The organism is Bacillus infantis, assembly GCF_008180445.1.
In the GTDB taxonomy this organism is placed as follows: Bacteria; Bacillota; Bacilli; order Bacillales; family Cytobacillaceae; genus Bacillus_AB; species Bacillus_AB infantis_B.
This window is the reverse complement of record NZ_VTER01000006.1, coordinates 184432-202638: the sequence shown is the minus strand read 5'-3', so window position 1 is coordinate 202638 and position 18207 is coordinate 184432. Positions and strand designations below refer to the sequence as shown.

The window sequence follows — 18207 nt, the reverse complement described above, 5'->3', positions numbered from 1 at the left end:
AACCAAGGAGATCATAATGGAACATATTGCTTACACTCAATCTGCCGAAAAAGTTTTGAAGCTTCCTACAAGTGCACGGCCATTGGTGAATCCTGATGATGTCTGGGTCCCAGAAGGGTATAAAGTGGAGGTGGCCGCTGCCGGCCTGTCCTTTCCGACCGGGATGGGATTTGCGGAGGACGGCACACTTTACATATTAGAAGGCGGAAGCACATGGCCGACAAGGCCTGCCCTCCCGCCAAGGATTTTAAGCCTGAATCCTGGTGGAATGCTCGATGTTTTTGCGGTGGAGACACTTGGCGGACCGCGCGGAGTCGTCTGCAGGGACGGGAAACTCTATGTATCCTGCAAAGGTGGCTATCTTGCACGCATTGTGGCATATGACAGAAAAACGAAGGAGCGCACCGTCCTTCATGAAAAAATACCGAGCGGCGGCTGGCATGAACCCGGAGGACCCGTTTTTGGGCCGCATGACGGATTATTGTATTTTGCCAATGGATCGGTTTCCCAAAACGGCGTCTGCCTCCCTGCAGGCTTTACGGTCGACCTAGCTAAACATCCTGAAGCACACGATGTCCCCGGAGCGGATATTACCTTGACAGGGCATAATGTAACATCCCGAAACCCTCTCATGCCCTTCCCTTTCTTAACAGAGACAGGCGCTTTCAAGCCTTTCGGGACACCAGCGCAGAAAGGGGAAAAAGTCAAAGGGGAACTATGGTGCTCAACGGGCCTCTGGAGATCCAAACCGGATGGAAGTGAACCTGAATTATTGGCCTGGGGGCTCAGAAACCCATATGGACTGGCTTTCAGTGAAGATGGCGAATTATATGCATCAGACAACTGCCTGGAGGAAAAAGGCGAACGATCGATCGCCGGCGACCCTGATAGAATCTGGCATATCCGCAATGCCAAAACAAAGCATGGAACAGTGAAAACGCCTGACTGGTACGGTTTTCCCGATTACCGGGCAGATGGCGTGCCTGTATGGGATGAACGCTGCAAGCCGGCAAAAGGCAAGGCTGCCGAGCAGCTGATTGAGAATCCTCCTGAATGGGCAGGCCCTCCGGTTTACCTGGAGAAGCCTCATTCAGCCATGACGAAAATGGAGTTTTGCACATCCGATTTCTTTGGTCACCGCGGGAAACTTTTTGTAACAGAATGGGGTACCTACGCACCCCTCAACACCCCGCACGAGAAAGATCTTAATAATGGATTCAGGGTGGCGATGGTTGATGTTAAAACAGGAACTTCTGAGGTATTCCTCCGCAACCGGGCCCCTGGAGCCGCTTCCTATTCAGGCTCAGGCGGAATAGAAAGACCTGTTGACTGCAAATTTCATCCGGACGGAAAAAGCTTGTATGTACTTGATTTCGGCTGCTCCCCTGTGACAAAAGGTTACATTCAGGCATATGGCCATACAGGAGTATTATGGAAAATAACAAAGGAATGATTGGAGGTTATGAATATGCAGGAACAAAAGGCCATTCTTATTGAGCTGGGAGAAGATTATATTGAAATGCAGATAAATGAAATGGAAAAATGGTTCGAACATATCCTCACAGCCCAAACCGCTCTTGAGTTTATGCTGGCAAAAGCTGTGACCGCAATCCGGGAGCCCCATATCAGGGAAGCTATTGAAAAAATCCAGGAATCGCAGGAGCATCACGCGGAAAGTGCGGAAAATCTTTTTCGCTTTATCGGCCGAACAGCAGATGACCGTAAAGACCGGATTCTCGGCACGGTGATCGGCAAAGCGGAAGAAGCTTTATTATCTTTTCAGGACTTCCTCGCAGGTGCAAAAGGATCCTGGCAATCACTGCATCACCTTCTCCTGTTAAACCAGCAGGCAATGGGCGCTTTTGCTGTTGGTGAACAGCTCGGCCTTTCTGTCGGAAGCAGAGAAGTTGCCGACGCATGCTTTCTGATCGTCCATGATAAAACGATGCACCAGCTGCTGCTGCAGGAATATATGCTGGAGATGGCTCCTATCTCAATTTTATATAAGAAACAGGTATAATCCCGCACAGAAGCGCATTGCCTAGGTAATGTCAAAGTTCTATGAAAAATCAATTCTAAGTTAAGATTCTTTCACTTAACTGGCATAATCGCTGCCGCAATCGCTCTTGACAAACACGCCAATGGTTTGGGAAGTGTTCGTCAAGGGCGAAGGGGACAAAAGAAGGCATGCCAAATAAGCCCTTGGTTTTACCATTTTAAACCATTGGCAAGTTCGGTTTGTCAAGAGTTCGCTTCGCCGAATGCTGGTTAAGGGCTCTGCTAAACAAAAGCTAGGCCGCCTGCTCCTCGATCCAACCCTGGGCTAAACCAATCAGCTTTGCCCATCTGGCAGGCATATTCGGCAGCTGAAGAAGTTCTGGCTGAAGGACCGGCACTTTTCCTTCCAGCGCTGAGTGCGGACGTAAGAAGTTAAAATACGCCACAAACAATGTCACGTAGGAAACGGAACCGTGTTCGGATCCAAAGCCGTGCGTTTGACGGTAGGATCCTTTGAAGGTCCGGTTCAGCCGTTCGATGATCTGCTTTAATGGCCGGTATTCGGTCGATACGGGATCTTCGTTCGTCAACCCAATTACCTGCTTGATATCAAACGAAATCTTATGCTGGGCAAAGAATTGCTGGGCTAATAAGTAAATGGGGTTGCCATCAACGACGAAGGTCAAGTCTTCTGGAATCTTTTTTAACTTCATCAAGACTTCATCAATGGCCAGGATCGCTGTTTGTGTATCCCGGTTACGGGAGACCGGATAGGCCAGGATAATCTTCTTCACCGCATCGAAGAAGAAGAACAGATAGTGCCAGCGGCCACCGACCCGGATATAAGTTTCGTCGCCGCAGAATTGGTCAGAGAGCTCGTAAGGATAATGATCCACATACGGYTTGAGAAGTAACGCTACGCTGTTCTCATAATTCAGGATGCTTTGGTGGGATATATCCAGGCCATGAACATCCTTCATTATGGCGGCTGTTCGGCGCGCTGACAGTCCATAATTCACATGGTAAGTCAGGATAAGGCCCAGCGTGTGAGGCGACACATAAAGCCTTGATAAATCAACCTTTGGCTTCTTAGATGACTGCTTGGAAAGTGGCTTGTAATCAATGTGGAACTGGCGAAAAACATAACGCATCTTGAAAGCCTGAGGGTTTTCCTTAAACCGTTTTTTCTCTTTGGACGTAAGTCCATTCAGGTTCCGTTTGTAGAAGGTGCACGCATTATTCTTACACTTGTAGACATCAAAATCTTTTCGTTCTTTTACTTTTTCAAGAGTTTTCAAGCAATGAGGGCATTTCAGGATGACTTCCTTGGAAAACTGGTTTTTTTGATTGAACACACATGCACACACCTTGCACTGATACTGCCCCTTGCCTCCATTATTGGCATAAAGGTAATCTSCCGGAGCACCACACTTTGGGCAGATTACATTGGACGGTACGGACGTTTTAGTGTTGGCATGGCGCCTTACCGGCTTCATTGGCTTTCCTTTCTGCTCGGAATACTYCGACAGAAGCACTTTGTAATCCAACTTTTGCAAGGTTTCAATGACCGGAAGGTCATCTACCTGAAGCTTTCGGTAAGGCTGGTTCACCGGCTGTTCCTTGGGCTTATCAAACATATTTTTGCCGATAAGCAGGGTGAGAAGAGTTCGCAGAATTTGATCTTGGTACTTAATAAAAGTTAATAAATAGGTTATAATTTGAGGGTACAACTTGTCACTTCCTTTCTGGGAATTGGGTGTGTGGTAACCTCAATTATCTTCAGAATTCAGGGGGTGGCAATTTTTTTGCTTAAAAAGCCCTCTCTGATAGGATTTTATAGCCTATTTCTTATAAAAGTTTTGACAATACGANTCGGTAAGGCTGGTTCACCGGCTGTTCCTTGGGCTTATCAAACATATTTTTGCCGATAAGCAGGGTGAGAAGAGTTCGCAGAATTTGATCTTGGTACTTAATAAAAGTTAATAAATAGGTTATAATTTGAGGGTACAACTTGTCACTTCCTTTCTGGGAATTGGGTGTGTGGTAACCTCAATTATCTTCAGAATTCAGGGGGTGGCAATTTTTTTGCTTAAAAAGCCCTCTCTGATAGGATTTTATAGCCTATTTCTTATAAAAGTTTTGACAATACGACGATCCAAACAGGGGTATCTTGTATGATTTGCCTGCAGGAGGTGTGGAGCCTGGCGAGACTATAACAGATGCTGTGAAAAGAGAAGCTAAAGAAGAAGCGTGCATAGAAGTGGAGGTCGGCCCATTGGCCTTTGTCTATGAATATGCACCGCAACTAAATGGCGAAAAATATGGGCCGGTCCATACCCTGGTGATGATGTTTGAATGTACTAAACTAAGCGGCTCGGCTGCAAGGATGCCAGAACAGCCAGACCCTAATCAGACGGGCGTAAAGTGGATAGCATTATCGCGGCTGGGAGATATTCAGCTCTATGCAAACATAGGAAAGCAAATTCAGAATTATGCCATACATAAGAGGAATATTGATTTGATTGAGGAGCAGCGGCTTTAATTTAGATAAATCATTCAGATAAGGAGATAGGGGTCAGGCCTCTTCTGCCGTTCTCGCCGGTTGGGCCAAGGGACCTGTCCCCTCGGCTCCCCTGCTCTCAAAAAGGAGCATTCCTGTTAGAAGGATTTTCGGGGCCTTGAACAAAAAAGAGCCCTCTTGGTATGATACGGGGTGTCAAATCGTGCGCCGATATGACCCCTAACTTAGTTAACCAAGGAGGACTCCTTAATGGATTTTAAACAAAATCAGAAAATTAATCAAGTCACCGAAAATACACTTGTGATTGGAATCGACATTGCCAAGCGGACTCACTATGCTTGCTTTGTAGATGACCGAGGAAGAGTGCTTCAGAAATCCTTCTCAGTTTCCCAGTTAGAAAATGGTTTTGAGCTTTTCTATCAACGTATTTTGGCCTCCATGAAAGAGAACGCCAAAACAGAAGTGATTGTAGGGATTGAACCTACGGGACACTACTGGCTCAACCTAGCCTATTTTCTAGAGGAACGGGGAATCCCCCTAGCCATGGTTAATCCTATGCATGTTAAGCGATCAAAAGAGTTGGATGATAATTTGCCAACTAAAAACGACCGTAAGGATGCATTGGTCATTGCTCGTCTAGTAAAAGATGGGCGCTTTAGCTATCCGCGCATCCTGAAAGGCATGGAGGCTGAACTCCGCGTTGGGTCATCGTTCAAAGGTAAACTGACAGAGGAATTGGGCGCTGTCAAAAATAGGATGATTCGCTGGCTGGATCGTTATTTCCCTGAGTTTGTCCAAGTATTTCCGTCATTCGGAAAAATGGCATTGGCTGCACTTCAATGCACGCCTTTTCCGAGTGATCTACACCAGAAACAACCCGATGAAGTTTTATCCCTTTATCGAAACGCCGAGGGGCTCAAATCCCCCCAAAAACCAAAAGCAGTGCGTCTTATTGAAGTCGCTGCCAGTTCAATTGGAGTAACAGAAGGACACCAGATGGCCCGTATTGAAATTGCCACGCTTGTCCGCCGTTATCATCAACTTGAACAGGATATTGAAAGCATTACCCGCCATTTAGATACACTTGTAAAAACATCTGTAGAATATGAATGGCTATCAACGGTACCTGGGCTTGGAGATGCCACCATCGTTGACCTACTAGCTGAAATCGGAAGCTTTTCACACTACGAAGATCCACGCCAAATCATTAAACTTGCGGGATTGACGCTGCGTGAGAACTCATCCGGAGAGCATAAAGGGAAAAAACGCATCTCTAAACGGGGAAGGAGAAAGTTGCGAGCCCTCCTATTCCGAGTCATGATGCCAATGATTCGCCACAACGAAGCCTTTAGAAAGCTTCATGAGTACTATACAAACCGTAAGGTTAATCCATTGCGTAAGAAGCAATCCATCGTGGTTCTATGCGGGAAGCTATTAAAAGTTTTGCATGGTATAAGCACGAAGCACAGAGCATTTGATACACAGCGAATGATGAGGGATATTCCAAGTCTCGAAGAGGCTGCATAAGACCCTGCATCCCTTAATGAGACCTAGACAACTGGATGACACGGAGAAGCTGGCACTATTTTATCCATTCGACCCAGAGTCCCTAAAGGAGCTTCGCTAGCCTCTGCCTTATGACTAGACCGAACGAAGGAATGTAGGCACACTGATGCCCAGAGACATGGGAGGGTACGTCATCATAAGCTACGCAGAGATCCATTGTGCATCGTATATTTCCTAACCACCACTTACCATATTTAAACAGTGGTGACCGCGTAGCGTACCCACATGTTGGAATAGTTTCACATAAAAGAAAAAAACTGTTAGAGTTCGTGTCGAAAATTATTTTTTTGACACCCCATTAACGGCTCAAACCGTTGATAAATCAATATTTATAGAGGGAGGCTTTGTGATGAGCAATTGGTGGTATAGCTTATATTTTGTGATCTTAGCAATTGCATCTTTTTTCACAGGGGAAATTGTGACTTTTATTATGCTGGGTTTTATATTATTGAGCCTGAATAATATCAATAACACACTGAAAAAAATACAGAATAGGATTGATAAATCGATTTCAGAAGAGTAAAGGTATTTATGAAAAAATCCAATAGGTGCCCGTCCCCTGCTGTGTTAGAGCGATACTGAAAGCAGGGGCAGGGCACCTTTTTGTTTGCACATAATTGGTTTTGGGCCAGGGGGTTGGGCCAGGGGGTCAGACCCCCTGGCACACCCTGACCGCGCGGCTCTTTGGGCCACAGGGCCAGACCCCCTGGCTCACCCTGACCCCGTGGCTCTCACCCCGTGGCATTCTGGGCCACTGGACCTGACCCCCTGGCTCCAAATGCCAATTTCCCGTTTTATCGTAATTCTTACGGGTAACTGTGAAGTATAGGCCAAACAACATAGATTGGCTTTTATTTATTTTGGCAGTGAAAAATGTGCTTCCAGCAAAGGTGCCAAAAGTATTAAAAAAGGAGGAGTCAAGTGTGAAAAAACAGATAATGACAGCAGCAGTTGCTTCAACTCTGGCCTTGGGAACTGCTCCCCATTTTGCAGGTGCAGTGGAATATGATGAGGTGAAGGATCAATATCCTGCATTGACTGGATGGACAGAAGAGGACTGGAATAACTATTTGGAAGAAAACTATGGAACTTCCTTAGCTGATTATGACACCGTCGGAGACCTTGAGGGTGACCTTGGTGAACCAATTGATCTGGACTCCATTGCCAATGGTGACAGAGGGGACCAGAACATACTTGATATTTTGGAAAAATACGATCTTGATAGTGCAGGGCTTGTCGCTATGCTCGATCAGTACGAGAACCGGGATAATATCTATTTTGCCGGTGACCTTGAAAATGCCCTGCTGGATGAAGGGTATGAGCCTATCAATATAACGGATGAAGAAACAGATGGATCTGATGAATCGGACGAATCAGACGAAAGTACTGAGCCGGAAAAGACTGATGAAACAATTGAAGGAACCGTTAATAATAAGCCGGACTCAGATGAGAACGATGATGTCTTCATGTCAAGGGTAGAGGAAACCTACTTGGAGCCTCTGGGCTGGTCTGAGGAAGAATTCAATACCTATTTAAATGATAATTACGATATGACCCTGGACGATTTTGATCAGCTGGAAGACCTGGTAGCGAAAGTGGGTCCTGTGCTGACTGATGAAAATGAAATGGAATTGATTCAAGAATACGGACTGACAGAAGAAGAATATAAATCGCTCCTGGAAGAGTATGGGGAAACTCCTGAGGACTACCAGTTCCTTTATGAATTGGGCGACGCACTGAGATACTATACAAGTGAATCGCCAGGCAATGCCGAAACCGAAAAAGGGGCAGAAATGCCTGAAACGGCATCAGATTCCCTTTCTTACACTTTACTTGGTGTGGGAGCGGCCATGCTGGGCGGAATGATGCTGGCTGCCAGGAGAAAATTCGGTGACCGCTGATGGGCAGAAGGAACAAGTTTATTGTTCCGCTCCTTGGCTGTATCCTGATCATTTCAGGATTGTCCCTGGCACTATTCAATACTGTGACCTGGGTAAAAGGATATTCCGCGGTTGAAGAGGTAAAGGCAGTTCATCAGGATGTTCCCGCTAAAGAAGCGGACGAAGTAAAGAAAAGCAAAGCAGAACCTCTTTATGCAGAGGAACCTGCTGCCGGGGAGAAGTTCGGTGAAATAGCCTTTCCCAAGCTGGGGATTGCCATTCCTGTCTTTGAAGGAGCAGATGAGGACCAGCTGGCAAAGGGAGTGGGGCATTTTTCAGAAAGTGTTCTTCCCGGGGAGAATAACAACAGTGTATTATCCGGACACAGGGACACAGTGTTTCGCCGGCTTGGTGAAGTGAAAAAAGGTGATCTGATGGTGGTTAAAACAACTGCAGGCAGCTTTACCTACAGGGTAGAAAAGATCAGGATTGTCGATGCCGATGACAGGACAGTCATCGTCCCGAAGCCTGAAGCGTCACTGACTGTTACAACCTGCTACCCTTTTGGCTATATTGGAAATGCACCTGAAAGATTTGTTCTGTTCGGCAGCCTGATTGACTCTGATGTCAGATAAGATATTTGGGAAATAACATTTTCTATAATTTTGTTATCTATATGAGAAGAGAATAAATACCTGTGTTTACTGGGTTTTGTGCAGGGTAAGGGTTAAATATACCTGCTATTAAATGCAGCAGTTTACTGGGAAATAAATTAATATAAGGAGGAGTTTCAATATGGAAAAAATGATTGTTGGCGGAGTATTTCAAAACTCGGATGAAGCAGTAAGAGTGATTGAAAGTTTAAAAGACAGCGGTTTTGATAAAGACCATATCTCTGTCCTTGCAAAAGATGACGATACCTTAGAAAATATTGAGAATGAGACAGATGTAGAAGAGGTTGATCATGGTTCAGACAGAGGAGAAAATGCCGGGAAAGGTGCCGGCATCGGGGCAGGAACAGGCGGAGTGTTAGGCGGAGTCGTCGGCCTGATTGCTGAGGTAGGGCTTCTGACCATCCCTGGAATCGGTGCTTTGGCAGCTGCCGGGCCGCTCGCGACTACTTTAAGCGGCGCAGCCATTGGTGCCACTGGCGGCGGCATCGTTGGGGCTTTAACGGGCGCCGGCATACCAGAAGATAAAGCAAAAGAATATAACAGATATTTAAAGGAAGGCAATATCCTTCTGCTGGTGGAAGTCGACGAGGAACAAAGAGAACAGGTAGAACAAACCTTTACACATTACCGCTCTATGAACACTGACATGTATGTAATCACAACATGATTGAGCACCCATCCTTATTCACGGACCCCATACCTGAGACAGCGCAGTCATTAATCGACTGCGCTGTTTTATTCAATATTCAAACCAGAATCCAGCAATATTGTATCCCTTCCGCTCTTCCTCGCCTTCCAGTTTCATAGAAGCTTTCGCGAATAAAACATACGAATGATAAGTGAATCCTTCGACAGATAAAACTTCAACCTTTGTTTCCAGTGAACCATCAGAATTCGTTACAGAAGTCATTTTCACACATTCAAAACTATGGATGCACTGATACGCCTCTTTGCTGCTGATATAGTCCTGAAACGAATCAGGCTGGGTCGGGATCCTGATCATATTGATAATGAGCAATAGCAATGCAATCAGTATAAACGTTCTTTTTCCGGATTTTGCTGCTGCATCCTCCGGTTTAAAACCGATGAAGACCCCTAATAGTGGATAAAGGGCAATCCACGGCAGCCACGCTATCCTGAATGTGAAATAGGCATATAAAGAAATCATCGTTCCGAAATACAGGTAACGGGCTAATATCAAAAAGGAGTCGGGATGATAGCCGCTCCACTCGTCTTTATTTGCTTTAATGAAAATCTGGTAAAAGAAAAGTGCCGTAATGGCAACCATAAATGCGATATCCATTCCTATTCACCTCTCTGCTGCTGTGCACCTTTTTCCTGATTTTAACATATAAATTGCGGCTGCAATTCTATAAAGGAAAAATTACTCATACACGCCGAGAAAATCACTAAACTAAGGGCTGTATTTCTACTGGCAGGATTATTCGGGTATCTACAGAAATTATTTAATAAGGTTTTTCACTAGAGACGCAAATGCAGGGAGTGAACATATGCAATTCAAAATAATTGCCTTCTGGCAGGATCGGTTATTGCTCGAAACCTTTAAACATGGGCTCGCCTTGCCCTGCTTCAGTCCTAACCGGACACATCTGGCAGAGACGGGGGAGATTGCTGCTTTTTTACAGGAGAAGTTTGGGGTTAAGGCCAATGTCCTGCAGTGTGTCCATGATGAAGGGGGTATGAGGGTCTACTCAGTGTCCATCCTTGAGTCAGGCTTGGAAAATGATATTTACTGGGCTTCTTATCACGAAGCAGCCAGTCTGCTTTCTGCAAAGGACGCTCATTTTTTAAACGAATGGAAGAGCCTCCAGGCAGACCGCTCTGTACCGTGGTTTTCTCCGGACTGGCGGGAGGGAATGGAGCGGTGGGTCAGAAACAAGCTGCGGACTGAGAGAATAGACTTCCAGCAGATCAGAAGCTGGGAACGTTCAGTTCTTTTTAAAATAATCACCGGTGAGGAAAATTATTATTTTAAAGCGGTGCCAAAGATCTTCAGGCATGAAGTAAACGTCAGCTCATTTCTTTGGGAATCCGGCATAAAATATATTCCGGCCGTAATTGCTGCAGATGACAGCGAAGGCTGGCTGCTTATAAAGGAGATACAGGGAGAGCTCCTAGGCAGAGTTGGAAAAGAGCAGGATTGGAGGGAGGCGCTCCTTGCCCTGGCCAGGGTTCAAAAGCTGTCTGTCAAAGAGGCAGGGCGGCTTAGGGAAGAGGGTGTCCCTGGTCGTCCGCTTGCCTCTGTTGTGAATAGCGGGCTGAGGACGGCTGTTGAATCACTTTTAAAAGACGGCACCATTTCAGATGGCCAATTTTCAAGGCTGGCGGAAAGTACCTCTGAAGCAAACTTGATTTGCAGCACGCTGCAAACCCCGCTGGTGCCATTGTCGCTGGATCACGGAGACTTTTTTGGAGGGAATATCATACTGGAGGAAGGGCTGCCCATTATCTATGACTGGTCAGACAGCTCGTTGTCACATCCTTTCTTAAGCGTCACTGTGTTTTTAAATGAGGCAGCCGGAATTTTTTCTGAAGAGTTCGCGGATGAATTGCTGGAAGCGTACTTAAGCTGCTGGGCAGAGTGGGGTTCAGAGGAAGACCTGCGCAAAGAGTACCTGAACGTTCAAAGGATTGCGCCATTATTTGGCTTGGCTGTCTATCAAAATGAAATCTTTCCTTTTTTCCAAAAGAATTGGGATAAGAGTCGGATCATCCAGGAATATATTCAGTTATGGCTTGATGGGTAAGGTATATCTCTTCTGCAGGACAAGAAGTTTCTGTTTAAAACGTATTCTGGTTTTTACGTAGTGCAATTAAAGATAGGAAAATGGGAGGTTTTTACTTTGGATCCTAGTAAAAATAAGACAGAAGTTAAATGGGCAGGGATCGGTTTAGCATTGGGTGCCGGTGTTGGGGCGATACTGGGCATCGTGGCATACAATCAGCAATGGCTGGGCTGACATTCAAAAATACATAGAAAGCATAAGGGAGAGCGACAATGTCTGAAAAAGAAAGAGAACGGCTAAAGGCAAAAGAACAGCAGAAAAACCCGGGAGCTGCTTTAAATAACTCCTGGGCTCAAGCTATGACAGGTGCACCCGGTAAGGGATGCCTGGTTAATGTGATCTCTATCCTGATAATCGCCGGGCTTATTATTTTAGTAAGAGGCTGTACCAGCTGAGAGAAAGGGGGGTCTTAATGGGAATCGCGAGAATCATGATAATAGCCATAATGGCAGGCATGTACTCTGGGATATTGGATGGTTTTCAACAACGTTATGGACTTAATCCCATTCTTAGTCATATGATCTTAATAGTCCTAATCTTTGCCACTGGCTTACTTTTATATAAAACAGCAAAAAAAGTGAACGTTAGCTAAAGGGTCTCTGCTAAAGATAACTTAGCGCGTGCCGCCTCTAGACAGCAACTCTTTCTCACCTTTATTACGATTTAAATCCTATTGAATCCGCAATGCTAACCAGCATTTCCGGAGTCACTTTATCCTCGATCCGCCTGTCGATGCCCAGTACATACTGCCAGCCGTCTTTTTCAAACACAAGCATCCGGTGGTATCCATGTGCTATATAAGCGGCTTTTTTTCCATCCTTGAGTGCGTAAATTGTCTGGGTGCCTTTATTCCCAAAATCAAATTTAGTTTTTACAGGGCGGACAGTTATCCTAAAGTGATTGATCCCTGTTTTCTCATGAATATATTTGATTTCTAATGAATCATTTATTCCATACTCCCTATCTGCATGGAACCGGCCAAATTGGTGGGTAAAAGGAACGGGCGGCAGCCTATAGGGAAGCTTAAGATCTTTTTTACAGTAAATTTCAAACTCCCTGACCGCTTCTTCAACGGTTTTATAGCCGATTTCTGTGTAGGATTCCTCCAGCGGCGGGGGAGCGTCATGGGGACGGGCAACTGCTCCTCCGCTCGCCGTGCCATACAGAGAAATAACTGATAAAAGAAGGAAAGAAGTCATTTTGATCATCTGAATCACCCTCAAACTTGTATTAGAATCCGCTTATTTTTCCCAATTAAACAATCACTATGCAGAAGGAGGTACGGCCCTGCTTATGAACTTAAATAACTTTCAGATTCTTGATGTGTCAAAGGACCACATTGGAAGATACCTTAAATTGAAAGTAGAGCTTCCTGATGGTGACAGTGTAATCCGATGGGGGCTGGATGAGTTTACATACAGGCAAATAAAAGAGGTTGTATCTAAGAAGTATTTTGATTCACTTGCCATCGGCTATCAATATGAAATGGTAAGCTGTGTCGGAACATACAAGGAAAGTCTGAAGGAGCCGCCCGGTTACAGAGGGACAATCAGATGTATCCAGGGAAATCGCGCAGCACGAATTGAATTCCCTTGTTCTTCGAAGTTTGCAGGAAATATGGAGTGGTTTAGGAAAGAAGTGAGCGGAGTGGAAGATATAGAGCATTTGCTTTGGGAGAAATACCTTTCTTAAAATTTTTAGGAAGGTATTTTCAACAGCCTATTGAAATATAAGAATGGTGCTTCTGCCAATTAAATTTAGGTAAAGAGGTGTGATGATGATTAAGTCGATGTATCCGTACTTAGTAATGAACGGGAATGGTCAAGAGGCGGTGAGTTTCTACAAAGCTGCTTTAAATGCAGAAGTGGTTTCCGTCCAGATGTTTGGCGATATGCCTGGCAACCCGGAAATCCCTTCCCCGCCTGAAGTAAAGGACCGGGTGCTGAACGCTCACCTGAAGGCAGGGAATATGGATTTAATGCTTTCTGACACATTTCCCGGCCAGCCTTACCAAATTGGTTCACAGGTGACGATTGCTCTTATCGTAGATGAATTAGAGCAGACGAAGGGGATATTCGCTAAGCTTCAGGATGGCGGGAAAGTGGACATGCCGCTCCAGGAGACTTTTTGGAGCCCTTTATATGGGCAGGTTAGTGATAAATTTGGTGTGATGTGGCAGGTTTCTGCTGCGGCTAAGGACAATTAATGGGGGCAGGTTTCCTGAAAATAAACGGCAAGGAGCGATATTATGAAGTTTTTGCTTACATCTGGCGGCGTTAATAATAAGAGCATAAACGATGCACTTGTTGATATGCTGGGCAAACCGGTCGCTGACTCAACGGCCTTATGCATTCCAACCGCTATGTATGGACACCCCTGGGTCGGCCCCGGCGTCAAAGCCTGGGAGTTCATCAGCGGAAGTCCCGGTAATTCCATGGTCGATCTGGGCTGGAAGTCGGTCGGTGTGCTGGAACTCACAGCGCTCCCAAGCATCGATGAAGACCGCTGGGTGCCGCTTGTCAGGGAAACGGACGTCCTGCTGGTGTCAGGAGGGGACGCCCTCTACCTTAGCCACTGGATGCAGCAGACCGGGCTGGAAGAACTCTTGCCGTCCCTGGAGGCGGTTTATGTGGGAATGAGTGCGGGGAGCATGGTGATGGCACCTAATATCGGGGAATACTTTGTTGGCTGGACTCCGCCAAACGCTAGTGATGCTGCGCTTGGATTGGTCGAGTTTGCAATGTTTCCGCACCTGGACCACGAAATGCTTCCGGGAAATACCATGGCTGCCGCAGAGAAATGGGCCGCCGGGATGCCGGGGCCAGCTTATGCAATGGATGATCAAACGGCCAACAAAGTGGTTGACGGAGCAGTGGAAGTTGTTTCCGAAGGGCAGTGGATGCTGTTTTCTAATTGATGTAGATCTCCGCAACAAAGATTTGCATCCTTAAATGAATAAAGTATTCTCGATCAGCAGCCAGCAAGGCGGCTTTTTTCCTTTTTGCAAAAATGGGCAGCAAACAGTTTTAACGTACTTGACAGACAACGCTACTCGGTATTACTATATAGTTAGTAATAAGTATTACTGAATACCGGTTGTACAGAGTACTAAATATACAAGTGAGATATAGACGGGGGTAAAAGAATTGGAAAATATCACGGAAATGCTGAAAGGAGTGCTTGAGGGCTGTGTGCTTGAGATCATCAGCCGCGGCGAAACATATGGTTATGAAATCACGCAGCAGCTCCGGCAGCTCGGCTTCACTGATGTGGTTGAAGGGACTGTTTACACCATTACAATGCGGCTGGAGAAAAACAATCTGGTCGATATTGAGAAAAAGCCCTCCACTGTGGGACCGCCGAGAAAGTTCTACACCCTAAACTCAGCTGGCCAGGAAAAACTCAAAGCCTTTTGGGAAAAATGGGCCTTTGTCTCGGGCAAAATTGACGAACTGAAAACTAAACAAATCAAAAAGGAGAATGTGAAATGAGTATTTTTGAAAAAATCATCGGCAGCCTGGATGACAAGCGGGAATGGAAGGCGATGGAGGCGCGTGCGAAGGCACTTCCAAGCGAGTACTCTGCCGCGTATAAAGCGATCCAGAAATATATGTGGACGGCCGGAGGCGGTCCGACTGATTGGAAAGGCACGAATCGCATCTTCACCGGCATTCTCGACCTTTTTGAGGAAGGGGCAGCCGAAGGCAAGAAAGTCACTGACCTGACTGGTGAGGACGTGGCTGCTTTCTGCGATGAGCTGGTGAAGGATGAGAAAACCTGGAATGACAAATACCGTAAGAAGCTGAATGATACTATAGGGCGCGGATAAAGGTGAAAATTGAACGATTGAAAAAATAATACCTACTGAATGGTCAGGTGTGAATGTATGCCTGCTATTCAGTATTATTTTTAGGTTGGTAGTAAGTAATACTTATTACAAGTGATGCTAAGTACGGTTATGCGAATTTAAAAGGGAGGAATCTATATGAACCATTCAGCTATCTCTGTTAAAGGGTTAACAAAATCCTTTAAAGATAAAGACGTTTTAAAGGGGGTGGATTTTGAGGTGCAGCGCGGGGAAATTTTCGCTTTATTAGGCTCCAATGGGGCAGGCAAAACAACCACTGTAAACATCCTCTCAACGCTGATGAAAGCAGATGCCGGCGGAGCGAAAATTTGCGGCTTTGATGTTAGGCATCAGGCAGATCTAGTCCGAAAGAGCATCAGCCTGACCGGGCAGTTCGCAGCCATAGACGGCATGCTGACAGGGCGGGAAAACTTAATGATGATTGCTGGGTTAAGGGGAGTATCTCACCCAGCACAAGTTGCCGACGAACTGCTTTCCAAATTCAGCCTGACCGATGCGGCGAGCCGCCGTGCAGAAAAATATTCCGGCGGGATGAAGCGCCGGCTTGACCTCGCTATGAGCCTGATTGGAAATCCTGAAGTTATTTTTCTCGATGAACCGACCACAGGGCTTGATCCTGAAGCACGGATAGAAGTGTGGAATACCGTCAAGGAGCTTGCCGGGAGCGGGACAACGATTCTGCTGACGACCCAGTATCTGGAGGAAGCCGAACTGCTGGCCGACCGCATCGCCATTCTGCATGATGGAAAAATCATTACCACTGGGACACTTGCTGAACTTAAGGAGATGTTCCCGCCGGCAGAAGTGGAATACATTGAGAAGCAGCCGGCATTGGAAGAAATATTCCTGGCGATCATCAGCAAAAAAGGAGGAGATGGAATTGAAAAGTAACACAGGAGTCCTGCTGGGACGTTTAATGCGCAATATTATGCGCAGCCCTGACACAATTGTCACGGTGGCCATTACGCCGATCATGATGATGCTGCTGTTTGTTTATGTTTTTGGCGGAGCTATAGAAACGGGAACGGAAAAATACGTGAATTATTTACTGCCAGGTATTTTGCTGATCACGATCGCATCGGGCGTCGCTTATACATCCTTACGTCTCTTTAATGATGTGAAGAGCGGGCTGATGGCCCGTTTTGTCACTATGCCCATCAAGCGATCATCTGTATTGTGGGCACATGTGCTGACTTCGCTGGTCTCTAATGCACTCGCTGTTGCAGTTGTCATCCTTACTGCATTCTTAATGGGCTTCCGCCCGCATGCTGATATCCTTGATTGGTTCGCCGTAGCCGGTATACTCCTGCTGTTTACCTTGGCCCTGACATGGCTGGCGGTCATTCCGGGATTGACGGCGGGATCTATGGAAGGGGCCACAGCTTATTCATATCCTTTAATTTTTCTGCCCTTTATCAGTTCTGCTTTTGTCCCTACCGAAACCATGCCCAAAGCAATTCGCATTTTTGCTGAGAACCAGCCAGTGACTTCGATTGTCAACTCGGTCCGTGCCCTCTTATATGGTGGCGCTGCCGGGAGCGGGATCTGGACTGCACTTGCCTGGTGCCTTGGCGTTATGATCATTGCTTATTTGATTGCCGGTAAAGTCTTTAGACGGCAATTGCGGTAAGAAAAGGAGGAGGCTCTTTCGTGGTGTCTGAGCGGAATTTGATTATTTAGCCCAATAATCTGCCAACTCTGCCAATTGTCCTCAACGGTTGACTGGAGCTCATCTGCAAACTATTTACACAGCGGCTTCTTGGCTTCCAGCCAGTCTGACACTATATTCAGCTGCCGATCCGGCGGCTTTTTCTTTATAACCGCCCAACAAAGTAAAAATAGATGGTACCATGAAACAATAGTGTTCTATTGTTCCGTATAAGGGAAAAGAAAAGGAGGGGGACCGGTGAAGAATACAGCCAGGCTATCTATATTGATGGCAATCATGACCATTCAATTATACGGATGCTCTCAAAAGGAAATACAATATTATTCAAATCCGGATGTTGCTGTGCTTCAAGATAATAATCGTGTTCAAAAAGGTGACTATCAGCTGTCCGTAGCGGATGATAAATTAATTATAGAAAGCAAAAAGAAAAAGTTCGAGGTTTCTTTACCTGAACATCACAGCAGTATTCAAAGTTTTCATTTTTCATATGATAATCGGTATTTAGCTTATGATGCTGTCGAGGGTAACGCTGTTAAAATTTTTGTCGTTGACTTAGAAACGGGTGAAAAGGTCAATTTGTCCGAAACGATCGGTTATAAGTATGACTACAATGGCTACCATTCATCCTGTGGAATTGCCTGGGCGCCTGACCAGAATATAATCGCCTTTATCGGTGGATATAATGATTCAGCCCGAATAAATATTTATCACTTTGATATGGATGAGGAACTTCAGGCTCCTGCAGGTTCACTCATTTTTAATGATATATACGGTGTCAAATGGGATGTTGCAGGGAAATCCATCTATTATACTGCTGATTCACTTGAGAATGAAAATATGTATGGACTTTATCAGACTGAAATCGAATCAAAGGGCAGGTTAATTGGCGGAAAGGTGGAGAAGGTTTCTGAAATAGACAAGGATGAATATAAGGAATGGGTGAATAATTCGTAAAATAAGAAGGAAGAAGCTTTTACATATAGACATAGTAACGAGCATAAACTGCTCCACGATGGTACTGAGGTAGTGGTGAAGCTTTAAGAGGCATCTATCATGTTGTTTTTGCGGCTGCCGTCGAGGCGGCTTTTTTCATTTTTCTTAAATTTTTCCTGCCATCCCCGCCTATTTTTCTAGTATTCCTATGTTTTAACCCCCAAATAACGGGAAAAACCTACTAAGCTAGTCAGTTAGATAGTATGTAGGAGGGGGAAATGTGAAGGAACA

Annotated in this window: 20 protein-coding genes and 1 pseudogene; 18 read left to right on the top strand and 3 right to left on the bottom strand. The window is 45.6% G+C overall.

Going from position 1 to position 18207, the window contains the following annotated elements:
* Window positions 1-16 precede the first annotated feature (16 nt).
* Both FZD51_RS12310 and FZD51_RS12305 read left to right on the top strand, forming a co-directional pair.
* Window positions 17-1453: a PQQ-dependent sugar dehydrogenase gene (locus FZD51_RS12310; RefSeq protein WP_148975047.1), complete on the top strand. Its 1437-nt coding sequence runs from the start codon at window positions 17-19 to the stop codon at window positions 1451-1453.
* Between the two features lie 15 nt (window positions 1454-1468).
* A complete protein-coding gene (locus tag FZD51_RS12305) occupies window positions 1469-2020 on the top strand; it encodes a hypothetical protein (protein WP_262380898.1) in 552 nt (183 codons plus the stop codon).
* Window positions 2021-2291: 271 nt separating this feature from the next.
* Here the strand turns inward: FZD51_RS12305 and FZD51_RS12300 are convergent, their stop codons facing one another.
* Window positions 2292-3728 (bottom strand): DDE-type integrase/transposase/recombinase, encoded by a 1437-nt coding sequence (locus FZD51_RS12300; protein WP_148975045.1) that lies wholly within the window; start codon window positions 3726-3728, stop codon window positions 2292-2294.
* Window positions 3729-4162: 434 nt separating this feature from the next.
* Here FZD51_RS12300 and FZD51_RS12295 point away from each other — a divergent pair.
* The 6 genes and pseudogenes from FZD51_RS12295 to FZD51_RS12275 all read left to right on the top strand — a co-directional run.
* Window positions 4163-4540, top strand: a pseudogene (locus FZD51_RS12295) (NUDIX domain-containing protein); the annotation flags it as partial.
* 228 nt (window positions 4541-4768) lie between these two features.
* Window positions 4769-6046, top strand: a complete 1278-nt coding sequence (locus FZD51_RS12290) for an IS110 family RNA-guided transposase (RefSeq protein ID WP_148975043.1) — start codon at window positions 4769-4771, stop codon at window positions 6044-6046.
* A gap of 388 nt (window positions 6047-6434) precedes the next feature.
* Window positions 6435-6608, top strand: coding sequence for a hypothetical protein (locus FZD51_RS26170; RefSeq protein ID WP_187445731.1), 174 nt, complete (start codon window positions 6435-6437; stop codon window positions 6606-6608).
* 400 nt (window positions 6609-7008) lie between these two features.
* A complete protein-coding gene (locus FZD51_RS12285; RefSeq protein ID WP_148975042.1) occupies window positions 7009-7986 on the top strand; it encodes a processed acidic surface protein in 978 nt (325 codons plus the stop codon).
* On the top strand, window positions 7986-8600 hold the full coding sequence (locus FZD51_RS12280) for a class D sortase (protein WP_148975041.1): 615 nt from the start codon (window positions 7986-7988) through the stop codon (window positions 8598-8600). The genes FZD51_RS12285 and FZD51_RS12280 overlap by 1 nt, the downstream gene beginning before the upstream one ends.
* 160 nt (window positions 8601-8760) lie before the next feature.
* Window positions 8761-9306 carry a general stress protein gene (locus tag FZD51_RS12275; protein WP_148975040.1) on the top strand — a complete coding sequence of 182 codons (546 nt, stop codon included), beginning with the start codon at window positions 8761-8763 and terminating at the stop codon, window positions 9304-9306.
* A gap of 72 nt (window positions 9307-9378) precedes the next feature.
* On the opposite strand, the gene FZD51_RS12270 is transcribed toward FZD51_RS12275, so the two are convergent.
* Window positions 9379-9942, bottom strand: a complete 564-nt coding sequence (locus FZD51_RS12270) for a hypothetical protein (RefSeq protein ID WP_148975039.1) — start codon at window positions 9940-9942, stop codon at window positions 9379-9381.
* A 208-nt stretch (window positions 9943-10150) separates the two neighbouring features.
* Between FZD51_RS12270 and FZD51_RS12265 the strand changes: the two genes are divergently transcribed.
* The gene (locus FZD51_RS12265; RefSeq protein WP_148975038.1) at window positions 10151-11407 is read left to right on the top strand and encodes an aminoglycoside phosphotransferase family protein; all 1257 of its coding nucleotides are present in this window, start codon (window positions 10151-10153) and stop codon (window positions 11405-11407) included.
* A gap of 251 nt (window positions 11408-11658) precedes the next feature.
* Entirely contained in the window at window positions 11659-11841 is a 183-nt protein-coding gene (locus tag FZD51_RS12260) for a hypothetical protein (RefSeq protein WP_148975037.1), read from the top strand.
* 261 nt (window positions 11842-12102) lie between these two features.
* Here FZD51_RS12260 and FZD51_RS12255 read toward each other — a convergent pair whose 3' ends face one another.
* Entirely contained in the window at window positions 12103-12654 is a 552-nt protein-coding gene (locus tag FZD51_RS12255; protein ID WP_148975036.1) for a hypothetical protein, read from the bottom strand.
* Between the two features lie 85 nt (window positions 12655-12739).
* Here FZD51_RS12255 and FZD51_RS12250 point away from each other — a divergent pair, with 85 nt between their 5' ends.
* The 8 genes from FZD51_RS12250 (at window position 12740) to FZD51_RS12215 (ending at window position 17937) form a co-directional block, all read left to right on the top strand.
* Window positions 12740-13138, top strand: coding sequence for a hypothetical protein (locus FZD51_RS12250; RefSeq protein WP_148975035.1), 399 nt, complete (start codon window positions 12740-12742; stop codon window positions 13136-13138).
* An 85-nt stretch (window positions 13139-13223) separates the two neighbouring features.
* Window positions 13224-13652 (top strand): VOC family protein, encoded by a 429-nt coding sequence (locus tag FZD51_RS12245; protein ID WP_148975352.1) that lies wholly within the window; start codon window positions 13224-13226, stop codon window positions 13650-13652.
* A gap of 42 nt (window positions 13653-13694) precedes the next feature.
* Complete coding sequence (locus FZD51_RS12240) at window positions 13695-14363, top strand: Type 1 glutamine amidotransferase-like domain-containing protein (protein ID WP_148975034.1); 669 nt, start codon at window positions 13695-13697, stop codon at window positions 14361-14363.
* Window positions 14364-14592: 229 nt separating this feature from the next.
* Window positions 14593-14937: a PadR family transcriptional regulator gene (locus tag FZD51_RS12235; protein ID WP_148975033.1), complete on the top strand. Its 345-nt coding sequence runs from the start codon at window positions 14593-14595 to the stop codon at window positions 14935-14937.
* A complete protein-coding gene (locus tag FZD51_RS12230) occupies window positions 14934-15275 on the top strand; it encodes a DUF1048 domain-containing protein (protein WP_009794560.1) in 342 nt (113 codons plus the stop codon). Before FZD51_RS12235 ends, FZD51_RS12230 begins: the two co-directional genes overlap by 4 nt.
* A gap of 156 nt (window positions 15276-15431) precedes the next feature.
* Entirely contained in the window at window positions 15432-16205 is a 774-nt protein-coding gene (locus tag FZD51_RS12225) for an ABC transporter ATP-binding protein (RefSeq protein WP_148975032.1), read from the top strand.
* Complete coding sequence (locus FZD51_RS12220; protein WP_148975031.1) at window positions 16195-16944, top strand: ABC transporter permease; 750 nt, start codon at window positions 16195-16197, stop codon at window positions 16942-16944. Before FZD51_RS12225 ends, FZD51_RS12220 begins: the two co-directional genes overlap by 11 nt.
* Window positions 16945-17220: 276 nt before the next feature.
* A complete protein-coding gene (locus FZD51_RS12215; RefSeq protein ID WP_148975030.1) occupies window positions 17221-17937 on the top strand; it encodes a hypothetical protein in 717 nt (238 codons plus the stop codon).
* Window positions 17938-18207: the final 270 nt, after the last annotated feature.